Annotated in this window: 11 protein-coding genes; 3 read left to right on the top strand and 8 right to left on the bottom strand. The window is 33.3% G+C overall.

The annotated features are described in order from the left end of the window. Positions 1 to 189: 189 nt before the first annotated feature. From A9G45_RS12815 to trhP, 3 genes are all read right to left on the bottom strand, one after another. A complete protein-coding gene (locus A9G45_RS12815; RefSeq protein ID WP_065567209.1) occupies positions 190 to 2,130 on the bottom strand; it encodes a peptidase U32 family protein in 1,941 nt (646 codons plus the stop codon). A 133-nt stretch (positions 2,131 to 2,263) separates the two neighbouring features. Further along, positions 2,264 to 3,133: a protease HtpX gene (gene htpX, locus A9G45_RS12810; protein WP_065567208.1), complete on the bottom strand. Its 870-nt coding sequence runs from the start codon at positions 3,131 to 3,133 to the stop codon at positions 2,264 to 2,266. Positions 3,134 to 3,457: 324 nt separating this feature from the next. Then, positions 3,458 to 4,801: a prephenate-dependent tRNA uridine(34) hydroxylase TrhP gene (gene trhP, locus A9G45_RS12805; protein ID WP_065567207.1), complete on the bottom strand. Its 1,344-nt coding sequence runs from the start codon at positions 4,799 to 4,801 to the stop codon at positions 3,458 to 3,460. A gap of 513 nt (positions 4,802 to 5,314) precedes the next feature. On the opposite strand from trhP, the gene argE reads away from it, so the two are divergent. After that, positions 5,315 to 6,472, top strand: coding sequence for an acetylornithine deacetylase (argE, locus tag A9G45_RS12800; RefSeq protein WP_065567206.1), 1,158 nt, complete (start codon positions 5,315 to 5,317; stop codon positions 6,470 to 6,472). A 39-nt stretch (positions 6,473 to 6,511) separates the two neighbouring features. Here the strand turns inward: argE and A9G45_RS12795 are convergent, their stop codons facing one another. Beyond that, a complete protein-coding gene (locus tag A9G45_RS12795; RefSeq protein ID WP_065567205.1) occupies positions 6,512 to 7,291 on the bottom strand; it encodes a ribonuclease Z in 780 nt (259 codons plus the stop codon). A gap of 6 nt (positions 7,292 to 7,297) precedes the next feature. Next, positions 7,298 to 7,525 (bottom strand): YccJ family protein, encoded by a 228-nt coding sequence (locus A9G45_RS12790; RefSeq protein WP_065567204.1) that lies wholly within the window; start codon positions 7,523 to 7,525, stop codon positions 7,298 to 7,300. A gap of 350 nt (positions 7,526 to 7,875) precedes the next feature. On the opposite strand from A9G45_RS12790, the gene yaaA reads away from it, so the two are divergent. Together yaaA and A9G45_RS12780 are read left to right on the top strand one after the other, a co-directional pair. After that, positions 7,876 to 8,649, top strand: a complete 774-nt coding sequence (yaaA, locus tag A9G45_RS12785) for a peroxide stress protein YaaA (RefSeq protein ID WP_065567203.1) — start codon at positions 7,876 to 7,878, stop codon at positions 8,647 to 8,649. Between the two features lie 10 nt (positions 8,650 to 8,659). Then, positions 8,660 to 9,613 carry an AEC family transporter gene (locus tag A9G45_RS12780; protein WP_065567202.1) on the top strand — a complete coding sequence of 318 codons (954 nt, stop codon included), beginning with the start codon at positions 8,660 to 8,662 and terminating at the stop codon, positions 9,611 to 9,613. A 554-nt stretch (positions 9,614 to 10,167) separates the two neighbouring features. Here the strand turns inward: A9G45_RS12780 and A9G45_RS12775 are convergent. The 3 genes from A9G45_RS12775 to A9G45_RS12765 all read right to left on the bottom strand — a co-directional run bounded on the left by A9G45_RS12775 (position 10,168) and on the right by A9G45_RS12765 (position 12,463). Continuing rightward, positions 10,168 to 11,019 carry a carboxylate/amino acid/amine transporter gene (locus A9G45_RS12775; protein ID WP_065567201.1) on the bottom strand — a complete coding sequence of 284 codons (852 nt, stop codon included), beginning with the start codon at positions 11,017 to 11,019 and terminating at the stop codon, positions 10,168 to 10,170. A gap of 399 nt (positions 11,020 to 11,418) precedes the next feature. Further along, positions 11,419 to 12,021 (bottom strand): DUF6708 domain-containing protein, encoded by a 603-nt coding sequence (locus tag A9G45_RS12770; protein ID WP_141673691.1) that lies wholly within the window; start codon positions 12,019 to 12,021, stop codon positions 11,419 to 11,421. Between the two features lie 139 nt (positions 12,022 to 12,160). Further along, a complete protein-coding gene (locus A9G45_RS12765; RefSeq protein WP_065567199.1) occupies positions 12,161 to 12,463 on the bottom strand; it encodes a hypothetical protein in 303 nt (100 codons plus the stop codon). Between the last annotated feature and the right edge of the window lie 71 nt (positions 12,464 to 12,534).

Below are 12,534 nucleotides of genomic sequence, written 5' to 3'. Positions count from 1 at the left end.
TTGATTAACCAAGTATAGTTTCACATATAGGCACTTTAGTGATAATGAATAAGCTTAGTTTACAAAACAGGTAATTATAGAATTAATTCCAGCTTGCATTACTAACTTTATTTTTTGAAACTACTGCTTTATATCTGTTCTCATCAATTTAAAACTAAATTTTTTTGTTATTTTTGTTATTATAGTAATTTAATTCTTTGTCATAAAAATAACATCACTACCAGGTAACGGTTTTTTTAAGATGTGGCTTTTGATTTTTCCCCAAACTTGCATTTCACAAGCTTTACAATTGAACTTTAATAATAATTCTTCATTGTTTTGAATCAATTTCATTGGCGTTACTTTGGTTTTTACTCCTTGGATTCCTTTTGCTTGTTTTGGACATAAATTAAACGCAAATCGTAAACAATGTTTCGTTATCATTAGTGGGACATCATCTTTTATTTCGTGTGCTTCATACGCACTTTCAATTAATTTTACGCCATGTTGTGCATAAAATTCCTTAGCTTTATGGTTATATACATTGGCTAAGTAACTTAAGTGTGTCTCTGGGTAAATTGGTGTTGGTTTTAATTCTGGCTTACGTGTCTTACAATGATAATTGGCTAATCTAGCTGTGGTTAAATTATCGATAATTTCTCTTCTAAATTGATTTAGTCGGCTACTTGGAATAAAATAAATTTTTGACAAATTCATTTTAAATTCAATTAAGTGATATATTGTTTGCCCTATTTTAGATAAGCTATCTCTAATATTTTTCACAAATTTATCTGGTTGTTCTGCAAGATCAAATTCATCCTTTAATGCTAATTCAACACAAATACCCTCTTCACTTTTTGCTATTAATTCAATACCGCCTTCGATATTATGTAATTCAAATGATACACCTATGCGACGATTACTTGTTTCTTTCAATAAATTTTGCTGCCACATATGATCGAGATTCCGATTGACCATATAAGGTAATTTAATGGAAAAAAGTGGTTTGGGAATTTCATTTGGGTAAATGCGGTATTGATTAGCCGAAAGTTTCTCTACTTTGTCAGCTCTAAATCCAAAAATTTCTCTTTTTATCAGTACATTTAAACCATCACCATTAGTTAATATTTTCTCGGATTTGATATCGATAGTTTTAGATGTAACTTTAGTTATCTCACCAACCTGCAAACCAATAAATTTAGGTGAATTGAAAGCGCCTATATCAGGTTTTCTACCGTTTATAAAATAATCAGTACTGCCGCGATGAAATGTTCGGTTAGGATCTGGTGTAAAAAAGTGCTCGGTACGACCACTTGATGCAGGTAGGAAATTTGATGATTTAGCTAAAATATTATCTAATTTTTGGCGGTAAAATGCCGTGATATTTTTTACATAGCTTAAGTCTTTATAGCGCCCTTCTATTTTGAATGATCTAACACCAGCTTGAATTAACTCCATTAGATTGTCCGATTGATTATTATCTTTCATTGATAATAAATGTTTTTCGTAAGCAACAATACGACCTTGGTCATCTTTTAAAGTAAAAGGTAAGCGACAAGCTTGAGAGCAATCTCCTCGATTAGCACTGCGCCCTGTTTGTGCATGAGAAATATAACATTGACCTGAAAAAGCCACACAAAGTGCTCCATGAATAAAAAACTCTATTTTCGAATCAATTTTTTTATTAATTTCAGATATTTGAGTTAAATTAAGTTCTCGTGCTAAAACTATTTGTGAAAATCCAACATCAGATAAAAATTTTGCTTTTTCTGGTGTTCTAATATCCATTTGAGTACTAGCATGTAAATCAATGGGAGGTATATCCATATTCAAAATTCCCATATCTTGTACAATTAATGCATCAACACCCGCATCATAAAATTGCCATATGAGTTGCCTTGCTGGTTCAAGCTCATTATCGTGAAGAATGGTGTTTAAGGTTACAAACACTTTTGCATAATAACGATGAGCAAATTCAACTAACTGGGCAATATCGCTAACAGAATTCCCTGCATTATGCCTAGCACCAAAGCTTGGTCCACCGATATATACTGCATCTGCGCCGTGTAAAATAGCCTGCTGTGCAATTTCAATATTTTTGGCAGGACTAAGTAATTCTAATTCATTTTTAGCATTATGATAGGATGGCATTATAAACTCTTTTGACAATGGGATTAATAGGCGCTCTGTTCTTTATTTGACAAGCATTATTGTTAATTTAATAATGCTTGTCAAAAGCTTTCAGATAATTGTACGTTTGTATATAATTTTTGTTATAGAATGATTAGTTTTGGTAAGTTCTATTCTGTAAAGCTTTGATTCGTTTTTCTAATGGTGGATGAGACATAAACAATTCAGAAAATTTCGCTTTTTTCGCACCATTAATACAAAATGCCAGAATTGAAGTATCTTCACTTGGTTCATGGCTGGTTTTTAGTTTTTCTAACGCAGCAATCATTTTTGTACTGCCTACTAATTTAGCCGAACCAGCATCAGCATGAAATTCTCGATAACGAGAAAACCACATTGCGATAAGGCTTGCTAAAATACCAAATACAGTTTCAAAAACCATAACTATCAAGAAATAGGTTAACTGTGATAAACCACGATTACGATCATCCAATGCTTGAGCTACAACAGATGCTAACATTCTTGAAATAAAAATAACAAAAGTATTAAGAACTCCTTGTAATAAAGTCATTGTGACCATGTCGCCATTAGCAACATGACTCATTTCATGACCGATTACCGCTTCAGCTTCATCTTGAGTCATAGTATTTAATAAACCAGAACTTACTGCAACCAGTGAACTATTTTTGGTAGCACCAGTTGCAAAAGCATTAACATCTTGAGCATGATAGATAGCAACATCTGGCATTTTTATATTAAGCTCGGTTGATAAACGGCGAACAACATCAAGTAACCACTGTTCTTGATTATTACTAGGTTGAGTAATAATTTGCCCTCCTACTGACCGTAAAGCCATCCGTTTAGATAAAAGAAGAGATATAAAAGATCCACCAAAACCAAATAGTGCTGCAAAAATAAGTAAACCTAGCGTACTATGTGAATCAACACCTAAGATACTTAGAACAATGCCAAATACAAACATAACAGCTAAGTTAGTTAGAATAAATAATCCAACTCGCATCATAATGAAAATTTTCCTTTTTTGTGATTTTTATTAATAAAATAACCTTTAAACATAATTGTTGTATTACATATAGTAAAAATATAACTCTACTTTTCTTTGGAGCTTTTATTATTTTACTATATTTTATAGGAGTATGACATAATCCACTCACTAAACATAAACTAGCGATGTCGTCTTCTACAGTCGTTTTCTACAACCATTTTTTACATAGCTAACTCAGTGGCCAACTCTCTCAAATGTTTTCATCCATTTTCATATCCTCTTAATACATAAAAAACAAAAGCGCAATAGCTATACTGCGCTTTGGTATTAAGTTAAACTTAACTAATCAAAATTACGCATTAATAATGCATAATTCAGATCAATATCTTCGGAAATGGGAATATAAACAATATGACCATCGCCAAGTCCTGCTGGCACTGGTTGCCCTTTTCTATTTTCCATACGTTCAATAATAAAAGTAGTATTGCCCTTTGGGGTCATCATTTCAACGCTATCGCCGACAGAAAATTTATTTTTTACAATAATTTCCGCGAGACCATTTAATCGCTCACCACTAAATTCACCCACAAATTGTTGTCTATCAGATACTGAATGACTATGTTCATAGTTTTGCATTTCTTCATGCTTATGGCGACGTAAAAAACCCTCGGTATAACCGCGATGCGCAAGTGCATTGAGTTCTTGTAACAAACGAGGATCAAAAGGTTTACCCTCGCTCGCGGCATCAATCGCTTGGCGATACACTTGTGCTGTTCTTGCACAATAATAAAAAGATTTTGTTCGACCTTCAATTTTGAGTGAATGTACACCAATTTTAGTCAGGTCGCCTACTAACTCAACCGCTCTTAAATCCTTTGAGTTCATAATATAAGTGCCATGCTCATCTTCAAAAGCTTGCATATACTCGCCTGGGCGTCCAGACTCTTCAAGCATGAATACTTTATTTGTGGTCTGCCCAATACCTAATGTTGGCTCTACTTGTTGCACTGGGATGGGCTCACATTTATGTACAATTTGGCCAACTTCGTCTTCTTTGCCTTCAGCAACCTTATATTCCCAACGGCATGCATTAGTGCACGTACCTTGATTGGAATCACGTTTGTTAATATAACCAGAAAGTAAACATCGACCAGAGTATGCCATACATAGCGCTCCATGAATAAATACTTCTAATTCCATTTCGGGCACTTTTTCACGAATTTCAGCAATTTCATCAAGTGATAATTCTCGGGATAATACAACTCGGGTTAAGCCCATCTGGTGCCAAAATTTTACTGTAGCCCAGTTAACTGCATTAGATTGCACCGATAAATGGATTTCCATTTCAGGGAAATGCTCACGAACTAACATAATTAACCCAGGATCAGACATAATAAAAGCATCGGGTTTCATGTTTACAATAGGCTCTAAATCACGAATAAAGGTTTTTAATTTAGAGTTATGTGGGGCAATATTAACTACCACATAAAACTTTTTGCCTTGGGCATGGGCTTCGTTGATCCCAATTGCCAAATTTTCATGATTAAATTCGTTATTGCGAACACGTAGGCTGTAGCGAGGTTGACCAGCATAAACGGCATCTGCGCCATAAGCAAAAGCGTAACGCATATTTTTAAGGGAACCAGCTGGCGAAAGTAGCTCTGGTTTTGCATATAAAGTTGTCATTAAAAAATGCCTCTGATTTCAAGTCAGTATTACTTATTCGTAATAGGTTAAGCAAAATAGGATGGGCATTTTACGCTTTAGCTTATCTGTTGGCAAATTTATTAGTTACCTTCGATAAACACTTCTTTATTTTAAAGCGTATTTCTAGCTATTTAGATTGGTAGTTGACAAGCTAAATAACCTATTTTATTAGCAATTAAAATGACATTATCTGGGGATTTTTTGATATTTTCTTGTTTCCTGAGCATATGATCAATATGTTTATTTAGCAATAATAAACTATCTTATTAAAAGTTCAGCAGTAGCTTTTTCATCATTATGTGTGTTTTATTTATTAACACATATTACTTTATTTGGAATAACTTTAATGATAATTAATGATCCTATATATAAAATACCGATTGAAAAGAATGGTAATTTATAGGCAAACGATAATGTAAATGTTATGCTTACAGCATGTAAAAATATATGTTTTCAAGCTATTATTTAAAGGTAATATTTAAAGGTAATTTTATGGCTATCCCTTCTTTTTTAACACTATATAACGAACTTGTCTCTATCCCGACAATTAGTAATGTCACTAACGAAAAATTGGATTATTCTAACCAACCACTTATCGAGAAGTTAGCTACTTGGTTTGAAGATTTAGGTTTTACTATTGATATTCAGCCTGTCCCCAATACTCGACACAAATTCAACATGCTAGCAACTTATTCAAACAGCGACAATAAAACGCAAGGTGGTTTATTACTAAGTGGGCACAGCGATACGGTTCCTTTTGATGAAGGACAATGGACAAAAGATCCTTTTAAGCTAACTGAAGAAGATAATAAGCTATATGGACTAGGCACTGCCGATATGAAAGGCTTTTTTGCTTTTATTTTAGAAGCGTTACGTGATATTGATCTCAAAAAGTTAAACAAGCCAATTTACGTTTTAGCTACCGCTGATGAAGAAACCTCCATGGCTGGCGCATCATTTTTTGCTAAAAACACCAATCTTCAACCTGACTGTACCATTATTGGCGAGCCAACATCTTTAATACCCATCCGTGCTCATAAAGGGTTTATCTCTAATTCTATAAAAGTAATTGGTAAATCAGGGCATTCTAGTGATCCAGATAAAGGTATTAACGCTATCGAAGTGATGCATTTAGTCATTGAACGCTTATTAATCCTGAAACAGCAATTTAAACAGCAGTACCACAATGAGGGGTTTAGTGTTCCCTATCCTACATTAAATTTAGGTGTTATTCATGGAGGCGATGCAGCAAACCGTATTTGTGGTTGTTGTGAACTAGTCATCGATATTCGGGTATTGCCTAATAATGATATCGATTCGCTTTATAATGCTCTTTGTGACGTACTTCAGCCTGTCATAGATAGATATCCAAATCGAATTGAAATACAATACGAAGTTACACCTATTCCAGGTTATGAATGCAAAAAAGATCATCCAGCATTACAGCATATTGAAAAGTTAGTTGGTCATAGTGCCGAAACAGTGAATTATAGTACCGAAGCACCATACTTAAATCAAATCTCGCCAACTATTGTGTTAGGTCCAGGATCAATTGAACAAGCACATCAACCCGATGAATTTATTTCATTAGATTTTTTAAAGCCAACCAAAGCAACAATAGAACAATTAATTAAAGATTTTTGTATTTAGAACAGCCGCTTATTCGCCGAGCATTTCGGCGAAATTTGTTTAAATTTCAAACGTGGAAAAATCGGTGGCTATTTCGGTATTAGGAAATATATTTTTAGCTTCGCTAACCAATTTATCATTATCATGTAAACTATATCTAGGGCTAATATGCGTCATAATTAACTTTTTAGCATTAGCTTGCTTGGCTATTGTTGCGGCATGTGTTGTTGTCGAATGACCGCGCGCAATGGCTTTATCCGCTAAAGCATGTTCTTGTGTTGCTTCATGCACAAGAACATCAACATCTTTAGCAAGTTCAATCGATGCTTCACAAGGTATTGTGTCACCTAAAATCGCTAATTTCCGACCTTTTTTAAGGTCATTATATAAAATACGATAACCAAAACAAGGCACGCGGTGTTGTAATAATTTTGCTTCAACTCGAAACTGGTTATCTTCAAAAACGGTACAATCTTTTTCAAGCTCAATAATATTAAGCGGGTAGTTTAACCAAGAATCACTAATTTCAATGACCGTTTCGATAAACTGCTTAATACCTTTTGGACCAACCAAAATTAACGATGATTGATTTTGCATCAAAGATTGGGATGTTAAAACACCTGGTAGCCCAAACAGGTGATCACCGTGTAAATGTGTTAAAAAGAGGATCTCAAGTTTAGAAAGGCTAAATTTGGCTTTTTGCATTTGCATCTGAGTTGCCTCACCGCAATCAAAAAGCCATAAGCGCCCTCTTTCTTGCCTAACATCTAGCACAATACTACTCATGTTACGTTGTGCGGTAGGAGAGCCTGCGCTTGTTCCTAAAAAAGTTAACTTCATAAAAATCTAAATATTTTTGCGTTCAATGGTTTGCTCACCCCAGAACAGCCTATCAGCTTTAGTTTTAGCAAAAGCGAGCTTTAAAACTTCATCACTCCCTTCTGACCAAATCTGCTCAGCTAAAGTTTCGTCATTATTGGCTAATTCAAAAATAGCTTCGGCAATTTCAATAGATGTTTCACGAATAGTAGCCCAAGCTTTGATATCGTGCATTTCTTTTTTATCTACGTTCATTTTGCTACTCCTTTGGGTTGAATTTGATGTAAAATAACCCGATTTATTGCAAAATACAATAGGCAAAATATGTTATGATAATAATTATTTCACCAGCAAAAACCTTAGATTACCAATCACCATTATTAACCTAAAATTATACGCTTCCTCAATTTATTAACTCAACTAAAACCCCCCTATAAAAAATTCAAAAATAGCGTCGACAATTTCAATAAATATTTCACGAATAGTAGGCCAAGCTTTGATATCGTGCATTTCTTGTTTATCTACGTTCATTTTGCTACTCCTTTGGGTTGAATTAGATGTAAAATAGCCCGATTTATTGCAAAATACAATAGGCAAAATACGTTATGATAATGATTATTTCACCAGCAAAAACCTTAGATTACCAATCACCATTATTAACCCAAAATTATACGTTTCCTCAATTTATTGACTCAACTAAAACCCTTATACAAGATTGTCAAAAATTGAGTGTAGAGAATTTAGCCCAATTAATGTCTATCAGCCCCAAATTAGCTGAGCTTAATTATGAGCGTTTTCAAAATTGGCATAGTGATTTTAATCTTGAGAATGCAAGGCAAGCGATACTGGCTTTTAAAGGTGATGTTTACGAGGGCTTACATGTTGAAGATTTTAATGATAGTGATCTAAAATTTGCTCAATCACATCTACGGATTTTGTCAGGATTATATGGCTTATTACGACCACTTGATCTAATTCAGCCCTATCGCTTAGAAATGGGTATTCGCTTAAAAAACGGTAACCATGCTAATCTTTATCAATTTTGGGGAGAATCATTAACAAATAAACTTAATGACGAGTTGTTAAAATCATCACATCCCACATTAATTAATTTGGCATCAAACGAATATTTCAAAGCAATAAAAGCAAAACAGCTCAATGCTAAGATCATTCAACCGATATTTTTAGATAAAAGCAAAGATGATTATAAAGTGATTAGCTTTTATGCTAAAAAAGCGCGAGGTTTAATGAGCCGATTTATTATAAAAAATAAAATTAATCACAGTGATGATATTAAAGATTTCAATTTAGAAGGCTATCAATTTGATTCAAAACGATCAACTGACTTAGAATGGTACTTCATACGCAATCATCAATAAAATAATAACGATGGCATTTTTTACAACATTATGGGCGCAGTTTTTATCTACCCTGCCCCTTTTTATGCTAATTTTATTCGGTTTTTTAGCGGTTAAAGTAGGTCGTTGGCAAAAAACAGTCACCGATAGCTTAACCAAATTTACCTTTTATATTGCATTTCCCATCATGCTATTTCAGATCATGAGCCATTTTTCTGAACATTCGCAAATCGATATAAAACTGTTATTCGTCTTTTTTGGTGGATCCTTTATTGTCTTTGCAATTGGTTGCCTAATTGCATCTAAATTATTTAAGTTAAATGGTTCAGAAAGTACAATGTTTGCTATGGGTAGTATTTATACCAATACGGTGTTTGTTGGTATTCCTATTATTAAAATATTATTAGGCGATAATGCTATCCCCATTGTTGCCATTATCGTTATCTTTAATGCCTTAATTTTATGGACACTTGCGACGGTTTCTATTGAATTTGTGCAAATGGGAAAATGTTCGACTAAAGGGATTGTTAAAGCCTTTAAAAATGTTGCAAAAAATCCCATTATTATTGGAATTTTTACAGGCATTATAGTGAATTTTATTGGTTTACCGTTACCTAACTTTATCGATAAATCAACCAAAATGGTGAGTGAGATGACCGCACCTCTTTCATTAATTGTTTTAGGCATGGGACTGGCGGAATATAAAATTCGAGATAAACTTTTAATTACAACAGCTATCTGCACATTAAAATTGGCTATGTTACCTATTGTTACCTATATTTTAGGTAAACTCATTGGACTACCAACTTTAGAATTGCAAGTGGTGGTATTACTCAGTTCAGTTTCAATTGCGATAAATTGTTATATGATGGCAAGGCAGTTTGAAGTGTTGCAAGGCTCTATCGCTTCAAGCTTATTAATATCAACGATGCTATCTTCTATTACAACACCGTTAATTTTATCAATTATGACACATTTACCTTAAACGGTTATTTATAGCACAACACCAGATTGCTTATACTTCATGATTCAAATAATTTGCTAACAATGCCTAAAGCGTTTTACTTAAAATCATCTTATGTGTATAAAAATGAATAAATCATTTTCTATCTTTTGAATCTAACAAATAAAATACTGCAGAGTTTTAATTTATCACCAAACGGTATAGAATCCTGAATATTTTTTACAAAACCTATCACCTGAAAAATGCATACTGGGCTTGCCGTCTTAATTTATCTTTAATCGATTTTTAAATTTTAACCAAATGATCAATGACATGATTAATGGTTTTATAACGTTTGTTGCTACTGGTTAAGAAGACAAATAGCTTCAAACAGGCTTTTTTAGCAGGTTACAAATCATTGAACGATTCATCAAAATGTTTAGCCAAATCAGTGGTAGTTATTTTTCTTTATGATATAAGTGCCATATCGCAATCTTTGATTTACGTTAGTTCTGTTTTTTATGTCTATTTATGACGGACGTTTCTCAAATTACTGTCAATAACGCGAATAATTCCTACAGATTATTGTTCTTAACTTAATGAGCAATTTTAACTTTGTTGTGTAGCAATAGTGCCAACATAATGACTACACTACCCAATATAAAGCGTACCCAGTCTATTGATTGATGCCAAATCGCCACATTCACCAAAATCCCTGTTGGAATAACCACATTATTCATAATAGCCAAAGTGCCCGAATTCACTTTTGTCGCACCATAATTCCATAAAAAGTAACATATGCCAGAAGCCACTACGCCAAGCCAGATAATAATGCTCCATTGTAAAATAGTTGTAGGTAATTTTGATGCATCGCCAAAAAGCAACCAACCTACTGTTGCCACAATTACCGCCCCCAAGTAAACCCAAGCAAAAGCCTGATGTTGAGGCATTGGATATATCTCCATAATTCTTTTATAACCAACCTGCCCTAAGGCAAAAACAATATTAGCCCCTTGAATTAATAAAAAGCCAATAATAAAGTTTGCACTAATATGATCATAACGGATAATAGCGGCACCAATAACTGCTATTATTGCCGTAAAAAGGTAACTCAATCTTAATGGATGACGTTGCAGTAAATCATAAATAACCGTGACATAAATAGGTGTAAAAATGGTAAACAACAGCACTTCAGGTACTGAAATATATTGGAAGGAATTATAATAAAAAAAGTACATAATCCCTAATTGACAAGCCCCAACACCCATTAAAAGAAATAGGGTTTTAAGCTTAATATTTCTAAAGCATAAAAAAGGTAAAAAGGTAATAAATGCTAACAAAACACGCATAACTACAGCAAACCAAGTATCAACCTGTCCACTGATATAAACACCAATAAAACTAAACGAAAACGACCAAATAATTGTTACAAAAATAAGATAAGCCATAATTAATATAAAGAATGATAAATGGATTGCATCGTATCAATTCACTTAATATTTGTAAACTTTATGTTATAAAAATTGATTACAACAATAAGGTATATGTAGAAAACACCGAGTTATTTACACTTCATGATTAAAATAACCCTCTAAAAATGCATAAGGCGTTGTATCTAAAATCGTTTCGCATTAAACATGCGTAATATGCTTTTTACTTTTTCATATGTTTGTGGGCTAGGATTGGTAAATTTTTGATTGATACAATGGTTGTCACACATATTACCTAAACCAAAAAAACAGCCCAACTCTTGTAAAAAAGTTTCAGGAAGTCATGGTGTTTAAGTAAAAAATCAGCAAGCACCTGAATAACTTCTATAACTTATTTTTTTAATTATTACTTCATTATTAATAAACAAGATAAACTGTACCATTCAGTTGGTATTCTTGTTCAATTTGAGCTAGCTCTTCTTTAGAGCCGGCTTTCGAGGCTTTGTCTAATCCCTCAACTTGCTTTGAGGTGACTTTAATGCGTGGTTCAACATCCATAAAACTTTTGGCATCGTCTCGGCTGTAATCTATATATTTTAAACCCGCTTTATTTAGTGGTCTGTCCGTTCCATGCTCCATAAAATGGCTGATCCAGTTCCAAGCATAAGCAAATTGGTTGGTTTCACCAATATAGATATATTCAATCAGTTCGTGGCTGTTTGGCTTACAAGCTACGCCAAGTAATGTATAGTGTTCAATTGTACCACCACTAGCAAAGGCTCCTGATGAACGTTGCAATACTGCATGAAAGTCGACCCAATCATAAACTTTGATTTGGTATTTTTTTAAATCCTTGAATGCACTAAATGGCAACCAAAGTGTCGTCATCCATTTTATTGCCACTGCTTCGTAAAGATACACTTTACCTGTTTTGCGATTAAAGCGAATAGGATTGCTAAAGGGAGCAAAATAGGCAAAAAGAAAATTGAATAGAGTGTGATAACAAATAATGCTAAGCACAATGATCATAAAAAAAGAAATAAAAGTAATCCACCATATAAATTCGACTCCTAACCAAAAATGAAAAAACAACATAAAAGAAGCGGACGCTATCAAATGATAGATAGCGCTCAAAAGAAGAAAAAAGAAAGAAAAAACTTTAAATAACACCGTGATTTAATTTATTAATAATCCACACACGTAATTTTTTTCCACGTAGCCTACTAGCATAAACCCAGTAGCCCTTATATTCAGTCGGAACACTAACTTTTATAAAATATCGTTGAGACGGAGGAATGTCGTTATGTGAAAGAACCTCTTGATCACAATCGAATTTAATATCTGAATTTAATTTATTAATAATCCAGTTTGTCAATGTTAAATTATTTCTTTTCGCGTCTTGACTCCATTTTCCTTTTAATTTAACTGGAATAGTAAACTTAATTACAACTGTTTTTTTCATAAAACCTCCTGAAAAATAAAAGTAACTATTTATAAATAAATAGTTACTTTTTTCGAAAAATTAGTTAATTT

Origin of the sequence: Gilliamella sp. HK2, from assembly GCF_001690265.1 — a bacterium.
GTDB classification, from domain to species: Bacteria; Pseudomonadota; Gammaproteobacteria; order Enterobacterales; family Orbaceae; genus Gilliamella; species Gilliamella apicola_C.
This window is presented reverse-complemented; position numbering and strand designations above follow the sequence as displayed.

Excerpts from the sequence above, each read along its gene's own strand:
- A9G45_RS12815 (WP_065567209.1), bottom strand. The coding sequence starts at position 2,130 with ATGCCATCCTATCATAATGCTAAAAATGAATTAGAATTACTTAGTCCT.
- htpX (WP_065567208.1), bottom strand. The coding sequence starts at position 3,133 with ATGATGCGAGTTGGATTATTTATTCTAACTAACTTAGCTGTTATGTTT.
- trhP (WP_065567207.1), bottom strand. The coding sequence starts at position 4,801 with ATGACAACTTTATATGCAAAACCAGAGCTACTTTCGCCAGCTGGTTCC.
- argE (WP_065567206.1), top strand. The coding sequence starts at position 5,315 with ATGGCTATCCCTTCTTTTTTAACACTATATAACGAACTTGTCTCTATC.
- A9G45_RS12795 (WP_065567205.1), bottom strand. The coding sequence starts at position 7,291 with ATGAAGTTAACTTTTTTAGGAACAAGCGCAGGCTCTCCTACCGCACAA.
- A9G45_RS12790 (WP_065567204.1), bottom strand. The coding sequence starts at position 7,525 with ATGAACGTAGATAAAAAAGAAATGCACGATATCAAAGCTTGGGCTACT.
- yaaA (WP_065567203.1), top strand. The coding sequence starts at position 7,876 with ATGATAATGATTATTTCACCAGCAAAAACCTTAGATTACCAATCACCA.
- A9G45_RS12780 (WP_065567202.1), top strand. The coding sequence starts at position 8,660 with ATGGCATTTTTTACAACATTATGGGCGCAGTTTTTATCTACCCTGCCC.
- A9G45_RS12775 (WP_065567201.1), bottom strand. The coding sequence starts at position 11,019 with ATGGCTTATCTTATTTTTGTAACAATTATTTGGTCGTTTTCGTTTAGT.
- A9G45_RS12765 (WP_065567199.1), bottom strand. The coding sequence starts at position 12,463 with ATGAAAAAAACAGTTGTAATTAAGTTTACTATTCCAGTTAAATTAAAA.